Consider the following 20,875-nt stretch of genomic DNA (forward strand, 5'->3'; position numbering starts at 1 on the left):
TCCGCGTCACGTCGCGGCGAGGGCCCGTCCCAGGAAGGCGATCGCGTCGCGGCTCCTCGTGACGGCGGGATCGTCCATGTGGCCCGCGCCGTCGACCAGACGGAACCCGTGCTCGATCCCCAGCTCCTCGAGCACGCCGTGCAGATGCGCCGCCCCCTCGTGCAGCAGGAACTCGTCGGCCGCCCCGCAGTCGATGAGGATCCGCAGCGAGGAGGCACGGATCACGGCGGCGCGGCGGCGGGCCCGGGCGTGGACGTCGTTCTCGGCGTAGACCGAGAGGTCCCCGGTGCCGCCGGACATCGCGGAATGGAGATCGCCCAGCACGGAGGGGATGTTCCGGGCCGGGACCTCGGCGGGCGCCTCCGCGGGGAACACCGCCGGGGAGATCGCGGCCACGGCCGCGAAGCGCTCGGGATCGGCGACGGCGATCGCGAGCGCCCCGTAGCCGCCCATCGAGGATCCGATCAGCGCGGTCTCACCCAGCGGGCCGAAGCGCTCCTCCAGGTGCGCCGGGTACTCGCGCGCGACGAGCGACTCCCACGCGGCGCCGGGCCGGTCGATGTAGAAGCCGCCGACGGTCGGTGTGCTGACGCAGGCGATGATCGCTCGCGGGAGCCCGCCGGAGACCGTCAGCTCGTCGTAGAGCGGACGATGCAGCTCGAGGGACGCGGCGGAGGAGAGGGCGCCGTGCAGGTGCAGGACGAGGGGCAGACGCTCGCCCGGCGACCGGTCGGCCGGAAGCAGCACGCGATGGTCGACGCGCTGCGCGACCGACTCGGCGTCGAAGCCGTCCTCGATCAGGGTGGTGGGGGCGGAGAGGGCAGACATGGAGAGCTTCCTGAGGGCCGGATGGGTGCGGGGCCGGATGGCCGCCGCGGAGCTCGTCGCGCGGCCGCCGCCCATGGTGCGCCCGGTGCCCTCCCGAGCGCACGGCCTTTTCCGTCCCGTGAGCCGCTCCTCAGCCCGTCGTCTCCTCGGCGGCGGGGCCGCCCGCCTCCGGCAGGAGGATCGTCGCGAGGCTGAGGCGGCGCTTCCCCTCTCCGCGGTCCTCCCGGTAGGGGGCCAGGAGCTCCGCGAAGCCGGCCTGGATCGCTGCGAGGTCCTCGACGTCGACGTGGACCGGCCCCCTCCCGAAGCCGAGGAACTCGCGCAGCTCCTCGTCGCCGCAGTCCACGACCCGATCGAAGTCCGCGGCGACGTCACCGAGGAAGGCGAGGAAGGCCGAGCGCAGCTGCGCGTCGCTCATCGCGCGCAGCCCGTCGCGGTCCACGTGCGCCATCTGCTCCCCGAGGGCGAGGGTGCGCTCGACGGCGCCGCGCACCTTCCGCTCCTCGACCACGGTCAGCATCCCCGCGTCCAGGAGGGTCGCGACGTGCCGGTACAGCGTCGCCTGTGTGACGTCCGGCAGGGCGTCGCGCAGCTGGGCGGTCGTCAGACTGCGCCCGCCGAGCTGCTGGAGGATCCGCAGCCGCACGGGGTGCGTGACCACCTCCGCGATCGAGGCATCGTTCGACATCGGCCTTCCCTTACCGTTCTCAGAGTGATAACGTTCGCACTACGAGATCATTCTATCGAGGACGAGGTGGCACGATGACACGGGTCAGCACCGACACATCACGGCTCCGGATCGACTTCCCCGGCTGGGAGTCGCTCATGGTGGGGCGAGGCGCGATCGAGATCCCGCACGCGGCGATCCGCACCGTGCAGGTCGAGCCCGGCTGGACCTCGGAGATGCTCGGCGTCCGCTCGGGGCTGGTGGTCTCCGGGTACCGCAAGGTCGGCACCTTCCGCCACCCCTCGGGGACCCGTCGGCTGGTCTCCATGAAGCGCGGGCTCCCCTTGCTGCGCATCCACGTGGACCGCGCGGTGACCGGCTACGACGAGGTGCTGCTCAGCACGTCCGAGGCCGAGCGGATCGCCGCCGAGCTCCCCGTCGGTGCCGGGAGCCCGGGACCCCGGTGAGGCTCAGCCGGTGATGGTGAGGCTCAGCCCGTGATGTCGTACTTGGCCAGGCGCCGTGTGTCCCCGGAGCTCTGCAGCGCGAGCAGCTGGGCGTAGATCCCGCCGCTCGCGGCGAGCTCGGCCGGGCTGCCGATCTCGTCGACGTGCCCGTCGCGCAGGGTGACGATGCGGTCCACCTCGGCGACCGTCGAGAGGCGGTGGGCGATGATCAGCGAGGTCCGGCCGGCCATCAGCTCCTCGAGGCCCTTCTGCACCTGGATCTCGGCCTTGGTGTCGAGTGCGGAGGTGGCCTCGTCCAGCACCAGCACCGGGGCGTCCTTGAGCATCGCCCGCGCCACGGCGATCCGCTGCCGCTGTCCGCCCGAGAGCTTCAGGCCGCGCTCCCCGATCAGCTGCTCGTAGCCGTCCGGGAAGCGGCGGATGAAGGCGTCGGCGTTCGCCCGGTGCGCGGCGTCGACCACCTCCTCGTCGCTCGCGCCGGGACGGCCGTAGGCGATGTTCTCGCGGATCGTGCCGGAGAACAGCGAGGCGTCCTGGAAGACCACCCCGATCCGCGAGCGCAGCTGGTCCAGCGGCAGCTCGGTGCTCGGGCGGCCCACCACCTCGACGCTGCCCGCGCGCGGCTCGTACAGCCCCAGCAGCAGGTTCACGATCGTCGACTTCCCCCCGCCGGACTCCCCCACCAGCGCGACCTTCTCCCCGCGTTCGATCGCCAGGTCGATGCCGTGCAGCACGTCCTCGCCGTCCTCGTAGGCGAAGGAGACGTCGCGGAAGGCGACCACGGGGGCACCGGGCACCGGCTCGACGGGCGATGCGGGGACCAGGTCGTCGGCGGACGGCTCCGGGCCGTCGTCCGCCGTGGGGCCGGCCCCCGCGGACCCGTCGGCCAGCGGTGCGCCGAGCATCGCCGCCGTGCGCGGATCGACCTCCGTCTCCATCACCCGGAAGTAGTCCCGCGAGCCCGCGATCGCCCGCTGGGCCGAGTCGATCACCCAGCTCATCGACTCCACCGGAGCCTTGGCCATGCTCATCAGCTGGATCAGCAGCACCATCTCGCCGAGGGAGAACTGCCCCTGCACGGTGCGCACGAAGATGATCACGTAGATGCCGAAGAAGATGACGTTCAGGAACGACCGGCGGATCACGTCCATGCGGTGCCAGTGCGTGGACTGGGCGCGGGTGGTGGCGTCGGTGGAGCCGAAGCGGCGGGAGAAGTCCGCCAGCTCGCCGCGCTCGCGCACGAAGGACTTCACCACCCTGATCTGCCCGATCACCTCGGCGAAGCGCCCCGAAGCGATGTCCACCTGCTCGTTCTTCTGCGCCTCGAGACGCTGCCACTTCACCGACGTCAGCGAGGTCAGCCACACGTAGACCGGGAACACGACGAGCAGCAGCAGCGTGAGCGGCCAGGCGTACCAGGCGCTGATGGCGAGCACCGCGACGGTGGTGATGAGCATCGACGCGAAGGAGTTCGACATGGTCTTCGCGAAGTTCGTGATCTCGGTGATCGAGCGGTTCAGCCGGGCGACGATGGTGCCGGTGATCTCGCTGTCGAACCAGCGCTGCGGCAGGTGCAGCAGCTTGTCGTAGTAGCGCACCGAGAGGATGGTGCGCATCCGGTTGCTCATCACGTCGCCGAACCAGCCGCCCACGTTCGAGATCACGGTGCTCAGCAGCTCCGCGACCAGCACCGCGAGGGCCAGCAGCACCACCGTGCGCACGGCGGTCCCGGTCGTGACCTGTCCGCTCACGGCCCCGGCGACGGTGTCCGTCGCGCTGCCGATCAGGAAGGGCACCGCGAGCGCCGTGGCGGCGGTCAGCACCGAGCAGACGATGACCGCGGTGTAGAGAGGGGCGAGGGTGCGGGTGAAGCGGACGATGCGCAGCAGGGAGGACACGTCCCACGACCCTAGGCTCTGGCGCCGCGCGAGGACAGGGCGGAGCGCTCGCAGCGGTGACGCCTTGAGCGAAACGCCCCGTCGGACGCCGCGCGGCCGGTGCCACGTGCCCGGGTTCCGCGCTCGAGGATGTCCGAGGCGTCGGCGAGGAGAGGCCGACGCGACGGCTCAGGCGTCCTGCCCGGCGGGAGCTGCGGCCGGGAGCCCCGCTCCGGGCCCGGGCGGGCGGTGCGGGGAGAGGCCGCTCAGTCCGCCCTGGGGCCGACGACGCCCAGCAGCACCCCGAGCGTGGCCCGCTCCCCGGCACGTCGGCGCCGGATGTAGCCGCTGACCAGCGAGTAGGGCACGAGCATCACGAAACCGACCGCGCTCAGCAGCAGGATCGCGACCACGATGGAGCCGTCACCGTCGGAATCCGCGCCGGTGCGGGCCACCAGCAGGGCGGCGGCGATGTTGCGCTGGCTGGTGAGGATCGCGGGCCCGTCGGCGACGGTGAGGGTGCTCCCGGCGAGATCCCCGGAGATGCGTCCCGCGGCGAAGGCGAGCGCGACCAGACCGGCGGCGACCAGCAGCACCGGCGAGAGCAGCAGCGAGAGCACCAGGCCCGAGTTGGCGCCGAAGCCGGAGAGGAACATCAGCACCGCGGAGACCGCGGCGACGCTGCCGGCGATGCGGGCGAACAGATCCGCGCGAGCGGGCCAGACGGCCGCGATGACGATGCCCGCGATCATCGGGGAGAGCATGGTGCCCAGGAGCAGCTGCGCCACCGACCAGCCGTGCACGGACACGTCCCGCAGCAGGAACGGCACCACCAGCGGCATGAACACGATCGAGCCGAGCAGCAGCACCGCCATCGGCCCGGCCGTCTCGCCGTAGGGGATGCGGGCCATCGCCCCCAGCTGGAGGACGAAGGGCGCGCCCGCCGCGCACAGCGCGATGACGAAGCCCTCGGCGATCTGATGCGGCATCAGGCCGTTGAGCAGCCAGATCAGCAGCGTCCCCACTGCCGGGACCACCACGAAGTTGGCGCCGAGCAGGGACAGGACCGTGCGGCGGTCGCGCAGCTGGCGGCGGAAGGCGCGCAGCGGGGTGCGCAGTCCCATCGACAGCATGGACGCGATCGCGAAGGCCGGCACGCTGATCTCGATCAGCAGGCCGAGAAGGGATTCGATCGTGTGCACGACGGCAGGCTAGTCGGATCGCCCCGGAGGGGGTCAGATCCAGCCGTTCTCCGAGGCGGTCCTCACGGCCTCGGCCCGGTGGGAGACCCCGAGCTTCCCGATCACCGCGGAGAGGTGGTTCCGCACGGTGCCCTCGGACAGGAACAGCGACCGCGCGATGTCCGCGGTGGTGCCGCCCGCGGCGGTGGCCTGCAGCACCTCGGTCTCCTTGGCGGTGAGCGGGCTGGGGCCGACGGCGAGGGACTGCGCGGCGAGCTCGGGATCCACCACCCGCATGCCCTGGTGCACGCGACGGATCGCGTCGACCAGGCGCTCGACCGGGGTGTCCTTGACCATGAACCCCTGGGCCCCGGCCTCCATCGTGCGGCGCAGGTAGCCGGCGCGCCCGAAGGTGGTCAGCACGATGATCCGCGGCACGGGGCCCTCGTCGTCGCCCGCACCGCTGTCGCCCGCCCCGCTGTTCAGCCTCTCGGCGACGGCGATGCCGTCCTCGGGCCCGGCGGCGCCCTCCGCGGTGGTCCCCGGGGGCATCTGCACGTCCAGCAGCAGCACGTCAGGGCGGTGATCGGCGACCGCGGCGAGGGTCCCCGCCCCGTCGGCCGCCTCCCCCACCACCTCGAGATCGGTCTCCAGGCGCAGCAGCGCCACCAGGCCCGAGCGCAGGATGGCCTGGTCGTCGGCGACCACGAGGCGGATCATGCCGTGCCCTCCCCGGTGTCTCCCGCGTCCGATGCCGCGCCCATGCGCGCGGTGAGGCGGGTGCCGGTCCCGCTCGAGTCGACCTCGAGACGTCCGCCGGCGAGCACCACCCGGGCCTCGAGGCCGCGCAGGCCGGTGCGGCCGGTGCCGGCGGGGATGCCGATGCCGTCGTCCTGGACGGTGACGGCGTCGGGGTCGACGGCGATGGTGGCGCGGGAGGCGCGGGAGTGGCGCACGATGTTGGTGATCCCTTCGCGGATGACGTAGCCGAACAGCTCGGAGAGGTCGTCGTGCAGCGGCGGCAGGGCGGTGGGGACCTCGGCCCGGATGCCGGCGGTGGAGAGGACGGTGCGGGCGGAGGCGATCTCGGTGGCGGCGCGCACGGTCTGCATGCCGCTCGCGGTGGCGCGCACGTCGGCGAGCGCCTGGCGCACGGTGGTCTCGATGTGCGCGAGCTGCGCGCGGGCGGCCTCGGGATCGGTGTCGAGCAGGCGCCGGGCGAGCTGGGCGGAGATGGTCAGGGAGGTCAGCGAGTGGCCCACGAGGTCGTGGAGGTCGCGGCCGATGCGCTCCCGCTCCGCGGCGACGGCGAGCACGGCGTTGCGGTGCTGGGCGGCCTCGAGCTGCTCCTGCAGCACCTGCTGGCGGATCCCGTAGCCGATGCCCCAGGCCATCACGGTGCCCATCACCGCGAGTCCCGCCGCGATGTACACCTGGAACACCATGGCGAGCACCACCACGGTGACGCTCATCAGCAGCATCGTGGGCACCGCCCACCGCCACGGCAGCAGCAGCACATGGGTCATGGCCTGGAACATCACCATGTACAGCACGTTGGCGCCGAGCAGCGGGACCAGCAGCAGGATCAGTGCGGTGCACAGCGCGAACCAGGCCAGCCGCACCCGCAGCGGGTACAGGCCGATCCCGGTGGCGTAGACGAACAGCAGCCCGTAGACGGGCAGCACGAGCGTGGCCAGGAGCGCCCCGATCCCCGGGGCCTCGATCCAGGCGAAGACGATCGGGATCAGCACGAACAGCACCGGCGGGACCGCGAAGGCGAGGCCGCCGGACTCGACGGCGGAGCGGTGGATCGCCCGGGGAGTGAGGGGCCGGGCGGCGGCCTCCTCCTCGGAGCCGCGCATCCAGGCCCCCCACTCCGTCGGCGGGGACGTCCTCATGGCCGTCATTGTGTCAGCGTCCGCCCCGTCACCGACGCTTCAGGCCCACGGCGCGGCGGAGGCTGAGCGCGCACAGGACGCCGAGCACGAGGGTCCAGGCGCCGATCACGAGCAGACCGGTCACGGGCAGCGCCTCGCCGTACATCGACCACTCCCCCAGGCGGGAGATCCAGTAGGTGGGCATCGCCTGCCCGAGGGCCTGCATCCAGGAGGGGAACATCTCCAGCGGCATCCAGAGCCCGCCGAAGATCGCCATCGCCATCATGGTCACCACGCCGCCGGCCATCGCGGCGCCGCCCTTGAGGATCATGCCGAGCACGATGCCGACGAGGATGGTGGGCAGCAGGCCCAGCCAGAGCACGGCGATGGTGGAGACGAAGGGGACGGGGCCCACCTCGACGCCGGTGGCCACCCCGACCAGGCCCACCGCGATCAGCGCGGGCACGATCACGGCGCTGGCGGCGATCACGGAGCCGGTGAGGAAGGAGCGCGGCGACAGCCCCGCCACGATCAGCTGGCGCAGGAAGCCGTTGCGCTGGTCCTCCTGGATCTGGGTGCCGGCGGTGACGGCGGCGCCGAGCCCGCCGTAGGCGGCCATGTTCACCATGATCATGCCGCGGGCCCGGCCGTCGTCCTGCTCGCCGAACATCATCGAGAACAGCAGGTACATGCCCACCGGCAGAGCGATGGTGAAGACCATGAACACCACGTTGGTGACGGTCATGCGGGTGGTGTGGGTGGCGTAGCGGAGGGTGCGGCTCGCGGCCGACGGGGCGGCGGCCGTGCGCGGCGCGGCGGGGGCGAGGCCGCCGGGGTGGTCGCCGGTGGAGGGGCGGTCGGCGGAGGTGAGGACGGTGGAGTCGGTCGGCGTGGTCATCGGGGTGCTCCTCGGGGTGGTCCGGGCGGGGCCGACGGCGGTGCTCATCGCGGCGCCCCCTCGTGATCGGCGTCCTCGTCGTGCTCGGTGATCCGCAGGAAGGCCTCCTCGAGACCGGGCGCGGAGACCAGGACCTCGTGGACGACCGCGGCGAGCTCCCCGGTGAACAGCGCGGCGAGCGCCGCATCGGAGTCGGAGCAGACGGCGCGCACGCGGCGCGGGTCGGCCCCGTCGGCCGCGGCGCTCTCGACGCCGGGCAGGGCGGCGATCCGCTCCGGCGCGGCGCCGCGCAGGGTGATCACGCGCCCGGCGACGACGGCGCTGATCTCGGCGCCGGTGCCGTCGGCGACCACGCGGCCGCGGTCCATGACGAGAACGCGGGCGGCCTCGCGCTCGGCCTCGTCGAGGTGGTGGGTCGCGAAGACGACGGTGCGGCCGGTCGCGGCGACCTCGCGCATCTGGTCCCAGAAGGCGCGGCGGGCGCCCACGTCCATGCCGACGGTGGGCTCGTCCAGCAGCAGCACCTGCGGGTCGCCGAGCAGGGCGATCGCGAAGCGGACCCGCTGGGCCTGGCCGCCGGAGAGGGTGCCCATCTTCCGTGTGACCAGGTCGGCGATGTCGGCCTGGGCGACGACGTCGGCCATCGGCATCGGATGCGCCTGCAGGGAGTGCAGCATCCGCAGCATGGAGCGCACGGACTGGTCGGGCAGCAGTGCGCCCGCCTGGAGCATGGTGCCGATCAGCCCGGTGCGGGTGGCGGTGGTGGGATCGGTGCCGAGGATGCTCACGGCGCCGGTGTCCGGGGTCGCGAGCCCCACCATCATCTCCATGGCGGTGGACTTGCCGGCGCCGTTGGGGCCCAGCAGCGCCACGATCTCCCCGGGACGGATCTCGAGGTCGAGGCCGTCCAGGGCGCGCACGGCGCCGTAGCGGCGGGTGACGCCGCGCAGGCTGATCGCCGCGGTGCGGGCGGCGGTGCGGGCGGCGGCGGTGCCCGGTGGCCGTGCAGGAGGGGCGGAGGCGGTCGTCGATGTCATGGCACGAGCCTCCCGTGCACGCCGCGGCCGTCCCAGTCCCCGCGATCACGTCCGCCCCATGACAGCCGTCATGACCTTCCCACGCGTCCCGGCTAGTCTGGATCGGTGCTGATCAGACAGGTGCGGCCCGTCGATGCCGCGTCCGGCCGGGCCCCGGCCTCCCCGGTGGACCTGCGCCTGCAGGACGGGGCGATCGCCGAGCGCGCCCCGGAGCTCGCCGCGGACCCCGGCGAGGAGGTGCTCGAGGGCGGCGGGGCCCTCGCCCTGCCCGGGCTGTGGGACCAGCACGTCCACACCGGTCAGCTCGCCCAGGCCCATGCCCGGCTGGACACCACCGGGGCCGGCAGCGTGGGGGTGATCCTCGAGCGGGTGCGGGCCGAGCTCGCCCTGCGCCGCGATTCCGCGGTCGATCCCGGGCAGGCGCTGATCGGCTTCGGGCACCGCCTGGTGGACTTCGCGGTGCCGCCGACGGTCCCCGCGCTCGACGAGGCCACCGGTGCGGTGCCGACGGTGCTGATCGGCGGCGACGCCCACCACGCCTGGCTGAACTCCGCCGCGCTGCTCGCCCTGGGCGTGCCGCCGCGGGACGGGATCCTCGCCGAGGAGGAGTGGTTCGCCCTCGCCCCGCGCCTGCCCGAGCTGCCGGGGGTCGCCGAGGCCGTGGCGACGGGCTCGGCGATGATGCAGCGCCAGGCCCTGCAGCGCGGGGTCGTGGGGCTGACGGACATGGAGTGGGGTCGGCCGTGGGAGACGTGGCCGCGGCGGCGCCCGCGCCTGCGGATCCGCACCGCCGTGTACCCCGAGGAGCTCGCGGCCGCCCCCGGGCCGACGGGCACGGTGCTCGACGAGCGGGGCCTGGTGACCATGGGTCCGCTCAAGGTGATCGTCGACGGGGCGCTCGGCTCGCACTCCGCCTACACCCGCGACACCTACACCGACGGGCACGGCTACGCCGGGCGCGGGGTGCTGAGCGTGGGCCCGGAGGCGCTGCGGGAGGCGCTGACCCGGGCGAGGGCGCAGGGCCTGACCGCTGCGGTGCACGCGATCGGGGACGCCGCGGCGCAGGTCGCGCTCGCGGCGATCGGGGCGGTGGGGATCGAGGCCAGGATCGAGCATGCGCAGATGCTCACCGACGACGACGTGGACGCGATGGCCGCGCTCGGGGTGGTGGCCTCGGTGCAGCCCGCGCACCTGCTGGACGATCGCGACGCCACCGAGAGCATCTGGCCCGGCCACGGTGCGCAGGCCTTCCGTCTGCGGGACCTGCTCGCGGCCGGGGTGGAGCTGGCGCTGGGCTCCGACTCCCCGGTCGCGCCGCTGGATCCGTGGCTGGCGATGGCCGCCGCGGTGCATCGCAGCGCCGACGACCGACCCGGCTGGCATCCCGAGCAGCAGCTGCAGCCGCGCGAGGCCCTCGCCGCCTCGACCGACGGCGTCACTGCGCTGCGTCCGGGCGGACCGGCGGACGTGGTGCTGCTCGAGCACGGCGAGGATCTCTTCGCGGACGTCGCGCTCGGCCCGGACGGGCTCATGGTCGGGACCGCCGCCCGCGAGGCGGCGCAGCGACTGCGGGAGACGGACGTGCTGGCGACGGTGGTCGCGGGGCGGCTCGAAGCGCAGAGATGATCGCGTCAGCGGGGACGGGGACAGCGGTGAGCGGGACGGCGAGCCGGGTGCTCAGCCCTTCATCCCCGAGTGCGCCAGGCCCTCGACCACGCGCCGCTGCAGCACGATGAACAGGATCATCAGCGGCAGCATGGCCATGAACGCCGCGGCCATCATCACCGGGTAGTCGGTGGTGAACTGACCCTGGAGCGAGGACAGCCCCACCGCGAGGGTGGTGCGGTCGTCGTAGGTCGCCACGATCAGCGGCCACATCAGATCGTTCCAGGAGGCCAGGGCGGTGAGGATCGCGACGGCGCTGAGGGCCGGCCCGGAGAGCGGGAACATGATCCGCCAGAACGTCTGCCAGGGGTTGGCGCCGTCCAGACGTGCCGCCTCCTCGAGGGAGCGCGGCATCCCCAGGAAGTGCTGGCGCATGAGGAAGGTGCCGAAGGCGCTGAAGATCCCCGGCGCGGCGATGCCGGCGACGGTGTTCAGCCATCCCAGCTGCTGGACGATGTCGTACTGGGGGATGAGGTAGATCTGGTACGGGACCATCAGGATCGACAGCACCAGCGCGAACAGCAGGTTCTTGCCGCGGAAGCTCATCCGCGCGAAGGCATAGCCCGCGAGCGCGCACAGCAGCAGCTGCCCGACCACCCGCGCCACGGTCACCGCCGCGGTGGTGAGGAACTGGTTCCCGAAGGGGACCTGCTCGAACACCGCCGGGTAGTTGCCCCACTGGGGGTCGGCCGGGAGCCAGGTGGGCGGCACGGAGGTGACCTCGGCGTGCGTCGACAGGGACATGCTGACCTGCCAGAGGAACGGGAAGATCATCAACAGTCCGCCGAGCAGCAGCACCAGGTGCGTGCCCCAGCGGCGCGGGGTCTGCGTCGCGGTGCGGGGTGTCGCGGTGCGGGGTGTCGCGGCGCGGGTCCTCGAAGCGGTTCTCGTGCGCTCACTCATAGTGGACCCACCTCCTCTGCATGCGGAACTGGAGCAGGGTGAACACCCCGATGATCAGCAGGATCAGCAGGGCGATCACCGAGGCGTAGCCCTGATCGTTCTGGCGGAAGGCCTCGGAGTAGAAGAGATAGACCAGCGACTGGGTGTCGGCCATCGCGGGATTCGCCTGGCCCATCATCGCGAACAGCAGGTCGAACAGCTGGAAGCCGTTGATCGCGGTGATGATGGTCAGGAAGAAGATGCTCGGGGTCAGCAGCGGCACGGTCACCGCGACGAACTGGCGCACGGGTCCGGCGCCGTCGAGCTGCGCGGCCTCGTACAGCTCCGCCGGGATGCCCTGCAGCCCGGCCGAGAGGATGATGATCGCCAGCGGCAGGCTCGCCCACAGGCCGACGATCGAGACCGCCAGCAGCGCCCACCACGGCGCGGTGGTCCAGTAGGGCCCCTCGATCCCCACCAGGGACAGCGCCCAGTTGACGATCCCGAACTCCTTGTTGAAGATCATCCGCCACACGAGCGCGACCGCCACCGGCATCGAGACCGCGGGCAGGAAGAACAGCACCTGGTAGAAGCGGGAGAACCGCAGCCCCTTCTGGTTCATCAGCGAGGCGATCCCGACGGCCAGGGGGATGCCCAGCAGCACGATCGCGGTGTAGATCGCGGTGTTGAGGACGGCACGCGGGATGAAGGAGTCGGTGAGCAGGGTCCGGAAGTTCTCCAGCCCGGCGAAGCTGCGCTCGCCGAAGGGTCCGAAGCTGGAGAAGGAGTTCAGGACGGTGGCCAGGATCGGCCAGAAGTAGAAGACCACCACGCCGATCATCAGCGGGGCGAGGAACACGATCGGCCAGGCGCCGTCGCGGCTGCGACGCCGGCGCGAGGTGGCCGGGGCGGTGTCATGACTCATCGGCGAGCACTCCGTTCATGCGCTCCGCGAGCTCCCGGGCCCCGTCCTGGACAGGGCTCTCACCGCCGAGGATCTTCGGGAACAGCAGCTCCTCCAGCTGCAGCCATGCGCTGGTGTTCTGGCTGGCCGGATACGGCAGGGCGGTCTCCGCGGCATCGACGAACACGTCGAGGGAGAACTCGGGGATCGCCTCGACATAGGCGTCGTTCGTGCCGAGGAACGCGGGGTTGGCGGCCCCCGCCTCGGCCTGGATCCGGTGGGCCCGTTCCGAGCCGAGGAAGGAGAGGAACGCGGAGGCGGCGGGCTTGTGCCGGCTGCGGGCGGACATCGCGCAGCCGATCCCGTGGATGACGTTGGCCTCCTGCTCGCCGTGGATGATCGGGGCCACCCCCAGGTGCTCGCGCACCGGGGACTCCTGGAGCAGGGCGGCCTCCCAGTTGCCGGACAGGTACAGGGCGGAGCGTCCGTTGTTGAACAGGTCCTTGGGCTCGTTCTCCGCGGTGTAGCGGACGTCGGGCGCGATCCCGTCGCGGATCATCCCGTCGAGGAAGCCGAACGCCTCGATCGCCTCGGGACCGTCGTAGCCGGAGGTCTTCTTGTCCTCGGAGAGGATGAACCCGCCGGCCTGCAGGATCAGCGGGTAGATCAGGGCCTGGTTGGCCACGCCTCCCGGATTGCCCCAGATCTGCTCCCCTCCCAGGGCCCGGGTGACCGCCTCGGAGGCCTCGCGGTACTCCTGCCAGGACCAGCTGCCGCTGGGCTCGTCCACCCCGGCGCGGTGCAGCAGGTCCCGGTTGAACCACAGGGCGACGGTGTCGAAGTCCTTCGGTATCGCGTACGGGGTCCCCTCGTAGGAGTACAGGTCCACGAGGTTCGGCGGGTAGTTCTGCGGATCGAAGCCCTCGAGCCCGCTGAGATCCTGCAGCATCCCGTAGGAGGCGTAGAGCTCGAAGTTCGGGCCGTTGATCCAGAAGACGTCCGGCAGGTCGTCGCCCTGGGCCTGGATGCGCAGCCGCTCGAAGTAGGGACCGAAGGCCGTGGTCGAGACGGCGACCGAGATGCCCGGGTAGACCTCGTTGAACGCGTCGATGATCTGCAGCATGGCGGGCTCCTGCGCCTTGTCCCAGATCCCGAAGGTGATCTCGTCCTGCGCGTCCCGCTCCGCGAGCGGGCCCAGTGCGGCATCGATCCGGGGATCCGCCGAGCAGCCGGCCAGCGCCGACGCTCCTGCCACCCCGGCCAGACCGAGGAAGGTCCGTCTGGTCGTCACCTGAACTCCTTCGTCCGACCGAACACGAAGCCCACCACGCTAGCCCATCGACAGCCGCGCAGCGGCCCTCTCCCCCAGCGCGTGTCCGGCGCGGGGCCGACCCCCTCCGCTGCTAGCGTGGCGCTCTCGCACCAGGGTGAGGGGACCGATGGCGACGGAGACGAGGAGCGCCACGACGGCCGTGCCGCCTCTGGATGCGGATTTCCGCCGGCTCTGGTTCGCCCGGGCGACGTCCGATGCGGGGTCGGCCCTGGCGATGGGTGCGCTGCCGCTGATCGCCGTGCGCACCCTGGATGCCTCCACCCTGCAGATCTCGATCCTCACCGCGGCCGCGGGGCTGGTCGGAGTGGCCTTCGCCCTTCCGCTGGGACCGTTCATCGAGGCACGACGCAAACGTCCGGTGATGATCTCCGCGGATCTCGTGCGGGCCGCGCTCTTCGCCTCCGTCCCCCTCGCCGCACTGCTGGGGATCCTCTCGTTCTGGCAGCTCGTCGCCGTCTCCGCGATCGGCGCCCTCGGCGGGATCGTGTTCGGCGGCGCCTCGGCGGCGCACCTGAAGAACCTCGTGCCCCGCGAGCGGCGCACCGAGGCGATCGGGAAGCTGGAGTCGACGTTCTGGCTGTTCAACACGATCGGCCCGGCGCTGGGCGGCGCCGTCGTGCAGCTCCTCGGCACCACCGTCACCCTGGGCCTGCAGGCGGTGGGGATGCTCGCCTCCGCGCTCGGCGTCCGTCGCCTCCGGCAGCCCGAGCCCACGCCGCCGGATCCCGGCACGCGACACTTCCTCGCCGAGGCCTCGGCGGGGTTCACGGTCGCCGCCTCGGATCCCACGCTGCGCCCCCTGCTGCTGAACGCGACGCTCTTCGCCGCCTTCATCGCCTGGATCGGGCCGCTCGAGCTCGTCCTCCTGCTGCGCGGTCTCGACCTGCCCGCCTGGCAGTTCGGGATCGCCCTCGCGGCGCCGAGCCTGGGCGGCATCGTCGGCTCGCGGCTCGCACCCCGCGTGTCGCGGCGTCTCGGCGAGCACCGCACGCTGCTGTGGTCCGGGCTGCTGCGCGGCCTGCCCCTGCTGGCCCTGCCGTTCCTCCCGGGCGGTCCGGCGGGCCTGGCGATCTACGTGGCGGCCACCTTCGGGCTGCTCACCGTGGCGAGCATCTTCCGACCCGTGTACTCGGCCGTGCGGATGGAGGCCACGGAGGACCGGTACATGATGCGTGTGACAACCGCGTTCACCCTCGCCTCGCGGGGCGCTGCGCCGATCTTCGCCCTGGTCGCGGGTCTGCTGGCGACCGCCATCGGGGTGCGCGAGGCACTGCTGGTGGGGGTCGTCGGCCTCATCCTCTCCGGCCTGTTCCTGCCCTGGCGGCGGCGGAAGGCTCCTCCGGCGGAGGCCTCCGCTCAGACCTGACGGAGCCGGTCCGCGCGCGCCGCGTGCAGCGCCAGCGCGACGAGCACGCCCTGCAGCGGGAGTCGGCCGAGGGCGATCGCTCGCTTCCTCGGCCGGGCGTGCCGCCAGTCGTGGGCCATCTGCAGGTTCGCGGGGAACACGGCGACGAACAGGGCGAACGCGGCGAGTCCGCCCACGCGACGGGTGCGCGGGATCGCGAGCAGCCCGGCCACGCCGAGCTCCGCGATCCCGGAGGCGCAGGTGTAGTGCCGCGCCGGTCCGGGCAGCGCCCGCGGGACGATGCGGTCGAAGGGCTCGGGCCGGACCAGGTGCGCGACGCCGGCGCCGACGAGCAGCGCGGACAGTCCGGCGGCGGTCCGGCGACCGGCCGTCACGCGGCCGGTCCCGAGGCGGTTCCCGGTGTCGATCCCGGTGTCGATCCCGGGGCCGGCAGCAGGCAGAACTCGTTCCCGGAGGGATCCCGGAAGACCCGCCAGGGCAGCTCGCCCCAGTCGGGGAGGAACTCGTGGCCGCCGCGCCGGGCGACCTCGGCCGCGATCCGGTCGGGATCGTCCCCGGCCTCGAGCCGCACGTCGAGGTGGATCGGGTTCTTCGCGCCGGGGCGCTTGGGCTCCGGCTCCTCGCACAGCTCGAGCAGCGGTCCACGACCGGAGGGATGGCGGAGGGTGGGCGGCCCGTCGCCGGGAGCCTGCGTCCATCCGGTGATCCACGCCCAGAAGTCCACGTCCCGCTCGGGGTCGGCGGAGTCCAGCGGCAGCGCCGCGATCGGGCCCGTGTCCGTGTAGGCCTCGCGCCCCTCCGTCACGCAGAAGGGGGTGCCCTCCACGTCCGCGAGCACGATCCAGGGCACGTCCCCCTGCCCGATGTCGAGATCGCGCGCGCCGAGAGAGCGCAGGCGATCGGCGATCTCGAGCTGCTGATCACCGCCGCGCAGGTCCAGATGCAGCCTGAGCGGGGCGTCGTTGTGCACCGGAACCTGCGCGAAGCACAGGTCGAGGTAGTCCTCGCCGGCGATCTCCAGGCGGGTCTCGAAGATGTCGGGTTCCGCGGTGAGGGTGGTGGTGCCGAGCGCCGCCTCCCAGAAGCGGCCCAGGCGGAGCGGGTCGAGGGCGTCGATGCCGAGGTTCTCCAGGAACATGACGCCAGTGTCCCTGGCCAGCGCCCGAGGGTCCAGCCGGAAAAGGAGTGGACCCGCTGTGCGCGCCCCGCCTACCGTGATCGCGTCGCGACCCGCACCGGGCCGCCCTGAGGGAAGGAGGACCAGATGGTCGTCGCCGTGCTGACCCCTGCCGTCCTCCCTTCCGTCACGACCTGCTGAGCACCTCGCAGGCCCTCCCTCAGGAGAACCCCATGACCACGTCCTTCGACCGGGACGCCTTCTTCGCGAAGTCCATGTACGCCCTCACCGTCGCCGAGCTCGACGACGACCAGCGCTGGTCCACCTGGCCCGAGACCGCCCACACCCTGGACCGCGGACCGCAGCCCTTCCCCGACTGGGTGGTCCAGCACGACGGGGCGATCGACACCGAGCTGGGGGTGCTGAAGACCGGCAAGGAGGCCGACGCCTTCCTGCTCGAGCGGTCCCTGCCCGAGGAGCTCCTCACCGGCGCTCCCGGGGAGGGTGCGCTGCTGGTCGCCAAGCGCTACCGCTCCCCCGAGCACTCGACCTTCCACCGCTCGCACGCCTACACCGAGGGTCGGCGCAGCACCGACTCCCGCGAGGGCCGGGCGATCGCCAAGGGCACCGCCTTCGGCAAGCAGGTCGCGGCCGGGCAGTGGGCCCGCACCGAGTTCGACGTGCTGGGACGGTTGTGGGAGGCGGGTCTCCCGGTCCCCTATCCGGTGCAGATCGTCGGCACCGAGCTGCTGATGGAGTTCATCGGCACCGACGATGCGCACGGCGCCGTCGCCGCTCCGCGCCTGCAGGAGACCAGCCCGGATCCGGCGACCGTCGGCCGCTGGGCGGAGCGCCTGCGGGAGACGGTGATCGACCTCGCCGCCCTCGGGCTGGTGCACGGCGATCTCTCCCCCTACAACGTCCTGGCCGATGCGCGGCAGGCCGAGCCGGATCCGGTGATCATCGACGTCCCGCAGGTCATCGACCTGATCGCGAACCCGAACGGCTCGGACTTCCTGCGCCGCGACTGCGTGAACATGTGCACCTGGCTGCGCGCGCAGGGAGCGCCCCCGCGGCGGCGGATGCCGAGGAATGGTTCGCCGCGGCCTGGCAGGGATGGGAGCGCTGATGATCGACGACACGACGCGGACCGGGTTCGCCCTCCGTGTCGCCGCGCTCCTGGACCCGACCGCGCCGGGACCGCGCCGGCCGCTCTCGGTGCGGACCGCTCGCCCGAGGCGCTCTCGGAGGCCGTCGGTGCCGTGGGCCGTCGGTGCCGTGGGCCGTGCGGTCGCCTCCACCCGGCACGCGCTGCGCTGAGCGGGAGGGGCTCAGCCCCGTCGGCCGAAAGGCCACCAGCGCCGACGGGGCGGATCCTCCGCCGGCCGCGCCGACGTCGCCTCCGGCGTCGTCGGCGCCTCCGCCGGCCGTGCAGCGCGCAGCTCCCGCCAGCGCCGTGCGGCGTCGCCCGCCTCCCACGCCGGGGCGAGCATCGTCTGGAACGGGTTCGCGCGACGGTCCTGGTGGACCCGCTCGGTGAAGTCCTCCGCGTACTCCCGCGCGGCCCGCTCGGAGGGCAGCGCGGCGAGGGTCTCGTCGCGCTTCTCGTACTCCTTGCGCAGCAGCACCACCACGGGCAGCAGGGCCTGACGGTCGATGTCACCGCTGGCGATGCGCTGGTTGATCCACCAGTCCGGGTCGTGGGTGGAGGGCAGGTCCAGCGGCTTGCCCGCGCCGGGCAGGTCGTCGAAGTCGCCCCGCTTCGCCGCGCGTTCGATCGCGGACTCCACGCGCGCCACGTCGGGGTCCATCGCCGGCCCGAGGCTCCTCGGGTCGACGGGTCCGGTGTTCTCCTCCTCCGGCGAGCTCAGGTGCCCTCGACCTCCTCGGCGAGCCGGGCCAGCCGATCGATCGAGGCCAGCAGCTTCTCGGGCGTCATCTGCCGGGCCTTGGCCAGGCGCTTCTCCTGCTCGGCGGGCAGGGCCGAGAAGTCGTACTCGTGGGTGACGCGGGTGCGTCCGGCGGCGAGCGGCTCGAGGGTCCAGCCCCAGCGGTGCCCGGGCGGCCGCTCGCCGTGCGGGGCGGGCGTCCAGGCGATCTCGCGTCCCTCGGCGAAGGCGACGACGTGGTTGTCCCGCACCCCGCCGCCCAGGTTGGTCATCACGAAGACGTCGCCCACGGCACGCACCCGCTGCCCGGGTGCGGCCTCGGCGAGATTGTCGTTGCCGTCCCAGCGGGGCTGCTGGGCAGGGTCGGCGATGAGGGCGAAGATCTCCTCCGCGCTCGCGGCGACCTCCCGGGAGGCGGTGACGACGGCATCCGGCTGCTGGTCCTGCTCCGTGACGTGGGTCATGGCTCCATGGTGCCACCCGAGGGGGCGGTGTCGTCGAAGACGTCGATCGAACCGGCGTAGTTCGCGACCCAGACGCGGCGCTGGGTGGGCTCGTAGGTGATGCCGATCGGGTTCTGGCCCACCTCCACCGTCTGGATCTCCTCCATCGTCGCGGTGTCGAACTTCGAGACGGTGTTCGCGTAGTAGTTCACGACGTACAGCGCGAGACCGTCCGGGGAGATCGTCATGGTGCGCGGCTCGCGGCCGGTCTCGGCGGTGCGCAGCACCTCGCCGGTGGCGGTGTCGAGCTCGAGCAGCTCGTCGCTGCCGGAGACGGTGAGGTACATGCGGCTCGCATCCGGGGACAGCACCAGGTGGCGGGGCTTGCGGCCGGTCTCGAGCACCAGCTCGCTCTCGCCGGTGACGAGGTCCACCCGGAAGAGCTCGTCGGCGTACATCGCGGTCACGTAGGCGGTGCGGTTGTCCGGGAGGATGACGCTGCCGCGCGGGGCGGAGTCGACGGGGATCTGGCTGGTCTCCTCCCCGGCGGCGAGGTCGATCACGGAGACCGTCTCGTCGCACCAGTTGGAGACCAGGGCGAGGCTGCCGTCGGGCGAGAGGGAGAGGAACTTCGGGACCCTGCCCACCTCGATGACCTGGTCCCATTCGTTGCTCGCGAGGTCCAGGCGGTACACGGCGGAGCGCCCGATCTGCTCCCCGTTCCGGCAGTCGTCGGTGGCGTCGGCGCCGTCGCCGGGCCCGCGCAGGCGGTACTGGGAGACGTAGGCGTACTTCCCGTCGGGCGAGAACACCGCCTCCACGGGCGCGCCCTGCGTGACCCCGCCCCGGCCCTCGAAGCCGTGGTCGGCGAGGTTCACCTCGTCCACGACCTCGGCGGTGAGCTCGAGCGTCTCGGCGTCGTACAGCGTGGAGGAGTGGCTGTACATCATGTTGTTCGCGATGACGGTGCCGGCCGGGCTCGCGACCACGGACTTGGGACTGATGTCCCCGGTGATGCGGTCCAGGTGCGCGAGGCGGGTGGTGTTCGAGGGGTCCCCGGGCGGCAGCTCGCCGGCGCCCTCGGCACCGACCGCGGACTCCCCGCCCTCGGGGCCGACGACGCTGGTCACCGCACCGGCCACCATGCCCCCGGCCATCACCAGCGACAGGATCGCCATGGCCACGGTGAACTGGTGGTGCGGCCGACTCCGACGCGTCGTCTTCCTCAGATGCTTCGCCTGCACGGTCATCAGCTGCCCCCTCCTGTGCCGCCGAACCTAGCCCGACGGGCGGCGACAGGAGGGGAGCAGGGCGGCGTGTCGGGAAAACTGGGCGGAGACCGCCGAGTCCCGACGAACCGGGCGCGCACCGGCGCTCGCCGCGGCTCAGAGCTGCGGGCGTCCCTGCAGCACGAGCTCGCGGAAGCGGATCTCGTAGCCGAGCTTCTCGTTGATCGAGATCATCCACGGGTTCACATGCGAGTTCCAGGTGACCAGCGAGCGCAGCTGCGGAGCCCGCTCGCGCAGCTGCCGATGGGTGGCGACCTTGAGCGCGAGACCCAGGCGATGCCCCCGGTGCTCGGGCATGACCAGGGTGTTCTCCTGCCAGCCCAGGGTGCTTCGCGGCGCGTCGTGGAGGTGGACCTCGGAGTTGCCCACGAAGCTGCCGTCGGGCGCGACCGCGACCGCCGTGATCCGCACGGTCCCCCGCTCCCGCATCCGCCGCTCGCTCTCGCGGATCCGCTCGGGCGTGTAGTCGGGCGCCTCGTGCTCGACGTCCTCGTCGGGATCGTCGAGCTCGAGCTGCCGCATGAGCAGGCCGTACGGCTCCAGGTGCTCCTCCGGGATCTCCCCGTCCCACAGCTCGAGGCGATACTCGCCGAGCTCCGGATCGACCTCGGCCTGCAGCGCGTCCAGCAGCGAGTCCTCGAGCGGCAGCGGCAGCGCCCGGCAGACGGCCAGGTTCTTCCGCGTGATGCCGAGGCGCGCCGCGAGCCGCTGCACCGGCAGCTCCTCGCTGTCGGGGTCGCCGTCCGCCGGGATCTCGCCGTAGGCCTCCACCAGCGTGCGGCCGGACTCGCGGATCGCGGGGATCAGCGCCTCCTCGACCAGCGCCGTGGCGATGCCTCGGCCGCGGAAGGCGGGGTGCACGGAGGCCCCCACCGCGATGGTCTCGCGGTTCTCCTGCAGCGGCAGGAACACGGAGGCGCGGCCGACGATGCTCTCGCCGCCCTCCATGGTCTCGACGACGGCGACCCAGCGCCGGGTGCTCCAGTACGGGGAGTCGGTGATCGCGGCGCGCAGCTGCTCCCGGGTCAGGGACTGGCTGCCGCCGAAGCTGTCCTCGTCGATCGCCGTCCCGAGCGCCTGGTACTGGTCGAGCTCGAGATCGGACGTGGGGACCAGGGGACGGATGCTCACGTGCATGTACGCAGTCGACCACAC

21 protein-coding genes and 1 pseudogene are annotated in these 20,875 nt (G+C 72.5%); 4 read left to right on the forward strand and 18 right to left on the reverse strand.

Annotated elements, in window-relative coordinates; translation table 11 throughout:
• Positions 1–6 precede the first annotated feature (6 nt).
• Both ACT3SP_RS07945 and ACT3SP_RS07950 read right to left on the reverse strand, forming a co-directional pair.
• Positions 7–828 carry an alpha/beta hydrolase gene (locus ACT3SP_RS07945; RefSeq protein ID WP_444586728.1) on the reverse strand — a complete coding sequence of 274 codons (822 nt, stop codon included), beginning with the start codon at positions 826–828 and terminating at the stop codon, positions 7–9.
• Between the two features lie 130 nt (positions 829–958).
• The gene (locus ACT3SP_RS07950) at positions 959–1,516 is read right to left on the reverse strand and encodes a helix-turn-helix domain-containing protein (protein ID WP_444586729.1); all 558 of its coding nucleotides are present in this window, start codon (positions 1,514–1,516) and stop codon (positions 959–961) included.
• Between the two features lie 74 nt (positions 1,517–1,590).
• On the opposite strand from ACT3SP_RS07950, the gene ACT3SP_RS07955 reads away from it, so the two are divergent.
• The gene (locus ACT3SP_RS07955; RefSeq protein WP_444586730.1) at positions 1,591–1,962 is read left to right on the forward strand and encodes a hypothetical protein; all 372 of its coding nucleotides are present in this window, start codon (positions 1,591–1,593) and stop codon (positions 1,960–1,962) included.
• Between the two features lie 23 nt (positions 1,963–1,985).
• On the opposite strand, the gene ACT3SP_RS07960 is transcribed toward ACT3SP_RS07955, so the two are convergent.
• The 6 genes from ACT3SP_RS07960 to ACT3SP_RS07985 all read right to left on the reverse strand — a co-directional run bounded on the left by ACT3SP_RS07960 (position 1,986) and on the right by ACT3SP_RS07985 (position 8,832).
• Positions 1,986–3,860 (reverse strand): ABC transporter ATP-binding protein, encoded by a 1,875-nt coding sequence (locus ACT3SP_RS07960; protein WP_444586731.1) that lies wholly within the window; start codon positions 3,858–3,860, stop codon positions 1,986–1,988.
• A 245-nt stretch (positions 3,861–4,105) separates the two neighbouring features.
• A complete protein-coding gene (locus ACT3SP_RS07965; RefSeq protein WP_444586732.1) occupies positions 4,106–5,041 on the reverse strand; it encodes a bile acid:sodium symporter family protein in 936 nt (311 codons plus the stop codon).
• Positions 5,042–5,074: 33 nt separating this feature from the next.
• Complete coding sequence (locus ACT3SP_RS07970) at positions 5,075–5,740, reverse strand: LuxR C-terminal-related transcriptional regulator (RefSeq protein ID WP_444586733.1); 666 nt, start codon at positions 5,738–5,740, stop codon at positions 5,075–5,077.
• Positions 5,737–6,918 carry a sensor histidine kinase gene (locus ACT3SP_RS07975; RefSeq protein ID WP_444586734.1) on the reverse strand — a complete coding sequence of 394 codons (1,182 nt, stop codon included), beginning with the start codon at positions 6,916–6,918 and terminating at the stop codon, positions 5,737–5,739. Before ACT3SP_RS07975 ends, ACT3SP_RS07970 begins: the two co-directional genes overlap by 4 nt.
• A gap of 28 nt (positions 6,919–6,946) precedes the next feature.
• Positions 6,947–7,795: an ABC transporter permease gene (locus ACT3SP_RS07980; RefSeq protein ID WP_444586735.1), complete on the reverse strand. Its 849-nt coding sequence runs from the start codon at positions 7,793–7,795 to the stop codon at positions 6,947–6,949.
• 44 nt (positions 7,796–7,839) lie between these two features.
• Positions 7,840–8,832, reverse strand: a complete 993-nt coding sequence (locus ACT3SP_RS07985; protein WP_444586736.1) for an ABC transporter ATP-binding protein — start codon at positions 8,830–8,832, stop codon at positions 7,840–7,842.
• Between the two features lie 105 nt (positions 8,833–8,937).
• Here ACT3SP_RS07985 and ACT3SP_RS07990 point away from each other — a divergent pair, with 105 nt between their 5' ends.
• Positions 8,938–10,458, forward strand: coding sequence for an amidohydrolase family protein (locus tag ACT3SP_RS07990; protein WP_444586737.1), 1,521 nt, complete (start codon positions 8,938–8,940; stop codon positions 10,456–10,458).
• Between the two features lie 51 nt (positions 10,459–10,509).
• Here ACT3SP_RS07990 and ACT3SP_RS07995 read toward each other — a convergent pair whose 3' ends face one another.
• From ACT3SP_RS07995 to ACT3SP_RS08005, 3 genes are read right to left on the reverse strand one after another with little or no spacing between them, the layout of a single operon-like run.
• Positions 10,510–11,400 (reverse strand): carbohydrate ABC transporter permease, encoded by an 891-nt coding sequence (locus ACT3SP_RS07995; protein ID WP_444586738.1) that lies wholly within the window; start codon positions 11,398–11,400, stop codon positions 10,510–10,512.
• Positions 11,393–12,304, reverse strand: a complete 912-nt coding sequence (locus ACT3SP_RS08000; RefSeq protein ID WP_444586739.1) for a carbohydrate ABC transporter permease — start codon at positions 12,302–12,304, stop codon at positions 11,393–11,395. The genes ACT3SP_RS07995 and ACT3SP_RS08000 overlap by 8 nt, the downstream gene beginning before the upstream one ends.
• Positions 12,294–13,574 (reverse strand): ABC transporter substrate-binding protein, encoded by a 1,281-nt coding sequence (locus tag ACT3SP_RS08005; RefSeq protein WP_444586740.1) that lies wholly within the window; start codon positions 13,572–13,574, stop codon positions 12,294–12,296. Before ACT3SP_RS08005 ends, ACT3SP_RS08000 begins: the two co-directional genes overlap by 11 nt.
• 181 nt (positions 13,575–13,755) lie before the next feature.
• On the opposite strand from ACT3SP_RS08005, the gene ACT3SP_RS08010 reads away from it, so the two are divergent.
• A complete protein-coding gene (locus ACT3SP_RS08010) occupies positions 13,756–14,982 on the forward strand; it encodes an MFS transporter (protein ID WP_444586741.1) in 1,227 nt (408 codons plus the stop codon).
• On the opposite strand, the gene ACT3SP_RS08015 is transcribed toward ACT3SP_RS08010, so the two are convergent.
• The 3 genes from ACT3SP_RS08015 to ACT3SP_RS08025 all read right to left on the reverse strand — a co-directional run bounded on the left by ACT3SP_RS08015 (position 14,973) and on the right by ACT3SP_RS08025 (position 16,535).
• Positions 14,973–15,356, reverse strand: coding sequence for a DoxX family protein (locus ACT3SP_RS08015; protein WP_444586742.1), 384 nt, complete (start codon positions 15,354–15,356; stop codon positions 14,973–14,975). The two genes, ACT3SP_RS08010 and ACT3SP_RS08015, sit on opposite strands and share 10 nt — an antisense overlap.
• On the reverse strand, positions 15,353–16,120 hold the full coding sequence (locus tag ACT3SP_RS08020) for a VOC family protein (protein WP_444586743.1): 768 nt from the start codon (positions 16,118–16,120) through the stop codon (positions 15,353–15,355). The genes ACT3SP_RS08015 and ACT3SP_RS08020 overlap by 4 nt, the downstream gene beginning before the upstream one ends.
• A 199-nt stretch (positions 16,121–16,319) precedes the next feature.
• Positions 16,320–16,535: a hypothetical protein gene (locus ACT3SP_RS08025; protein WP_444586744.1), complete on the reverse strand. Its 216-nt coding sequence runs from the start codon at positions 16,533–16,535 to the stop codon at positions 16,320–16,322.
• On the opposite strand from ACT3SP_RS08025, the pseudogene ACT3SP_RS08030 reads away from it, so the two are divergent.
• Positions 16,519–17,106, forward strand: a pseudogene (locus ACT3SP_RS08030) (RIO1 family regulatory kinase/ATPase domain-containing protein); the annotation flags it as partial. The gene ACT3SP_RS08025 and the pseudogene ACT3SP_RS08030 sit on opposite strands and share 17 nt — an antisense overlap.
• A 324-nt stretch (positions 17,107–17,430) precedes the next feature.
• On the opposite strand, the gene ACT3SP_RS08035 reads toward ACT3SP_RS08030, so the two are convergent.
• The 4 genes from ACT3SP_RS08035 to ACT3SP_RS08050 all read right to left on the reverse strand — a co-directional run bounded on the left by ACT3SP_RS08035 (position 17,431) and on the right by ACT3SP_RS08050 (position 20,857).
• The gene (locus ACT3SP_RS08035; protein ID WP_444586745.1) at positions 17,431–17,910 is read right to left on the reverse strand and encodes a J-domain-containing protein; all 480 of its coding nucleotides are present in this window, start codon (positions 17,908–17,910) and stop codon (positions 17,431–17,433) included.
• Between the two features lie 56 nt (positions 17,911–17,966).
• Entirely contained in the window at positions 17,967–18,452 is a 486-nt protein-coding gene (locus ACT3SP_RS08040; protein ID WP_444586746.1) for an SRPBCC family protein, read from the reverse strand.
• Positions 18,449–19,681 (reverse strand): beta-propeller fold lactonase family protein, encoded by a 1,233-nt coding sequence (locus ACT3SP_RS08045; RefSeq protein ID WP_444586747.1) that lies wholly within the window; start codon positions 19,679–19,681, stop codon positions 18,449–18,451. The genes ACT3SP_RS08040 and ACT3SP_RS08045 overlap by 4 nt, the downstream gene beginning before the upstream one ends.
• A gap of 135 nt (positions 19,682–19,816) precedes the next feature.
• Entirely contained in the window at positions 19,817–20,857 is a 1,041-nt protein-coding gene (locus ACT3SP_RS08050) for a GNAT family N-acetyltransferase (protein WP_444586748.1), read from the reverse strand.
• Between the last annotated feature and the right edge of the window lie 18 nt (positions 20,858–20,875).

It is taken from the genome of Brachybacterium sp. AOP43-C2-M15, assembly GCF_052446295.1.
Classification (GTDB): Bacteria; Actinomycetota; Actinomycetes; order Actinomycetales; family Dermabacteraceae; genus Brachybacterium.

Excerpts from the sequence above, each read along its gene's own strand:
- ACT3SP_RS08000 (WP_444586739.1), bottom strand. The coding sequence starts at position 12,304 with ATGAGTCATGACACCGCCCCGGCCACCTCGCGCCGGCGTCGCAGCCGC.
- ACT3SP_RS07995 (WP_444586738.1), bottom strand. The coding sequence starts at position 11,400 with ATGAGTGAGCGCACGAGAACCGCTTCGAGGACCCGCGCCGCGACACCC.
- ACT3SP_RS07955 (WP_444586730.1), top strand. The coding sequence starts at position 1,591 with ATGACACGGGTCAGCACCGACACATCACGGCTCCGGATCGACTTCCCC.
- ACT3SP_RS07975 (WP_444586734.1), bottom strand. The coding sequence starts at position 6,918 with ATGAGGACGTCCCCGCCGACGGAGTGGGGGGCCTGGATGCGCGGCTCC.
- ACT3SP_RS08020 (WP_444586743.1), bottom strand. The coding sequence starts at position 16,120 with ATGTTCCTGGAGAACCTCGGCATCGACGCCCTCGACCCGCTCCGCCTG.
- ACT3SP_RS08050 (WP_444586748.1), bottom strand. The coding sequence starts at position 20,857 with ATGCACGTGAGCATCCGTCCCCTGGTCCCCACGTCCGATCTCGAGCTC.
- ACT3SP_RS08035 (WP_444586745.1), bottom strand. The coding sequence starts at position 17,910 with ATGGACCCCGACGTGGCGCGCGTGGAGTCCGCGATCGAACGCGCGGCG.
- ACT3SP_RS07950 (WP_444586729.1), bottom strand. The coding sequence starts at position 1,516 with ATGTCGAACGATGCCTCGATCGCGGAGGTGGTCACGCACCCCGTGCGG.
- ACT3SP_RS07970 (WP_444586733.1), bottom strand. The coding sequence starts at position 5,740 with ATGATCCGCCTCGTGGTCGCCGACGACCAGGCCATCCTGCGCTCGGGC.
- ACT3SP_RS07945 (WP_444586728.1), bottom strand. The coding sequence starts at position 828 with ATGTCTGCCCTCTCCGCCCCCACCACCCTGATCGAGGACGGCTTCGAC.
- ACT3SP_RS08045 (WP_444586747.1), bottom strand. The coding sequence starts at position 19,681 with ATGACCGTGCAGGCGAAGCATCTGAGGAAGACGACGCGTCGGAGTCGG.
- ACT3SP_RS07985 (WP_444586736.1), bottom strand. The coding sequence starts at position 8,832 with ATGACATCGACGACCGCCTCCGCCCCTCCTGCACGGCCACCGGGCACC.
- ACT3SP_RS08040 (WP_444586746.1), bottom strand. The coding sequence starts at position 18,452 with ATGACCCACGTCACGGAGCAGGACCAGCAGCCGGATGCCGTCGTCACC.
- ACT3SP_RS07980 (WP_444586735.1), bottom strand. The coding sequence starts at position 7,795 with ATGACCACGCCGACCGACTCCACCGTCCTCACCTCCGCCGACCGCCCC.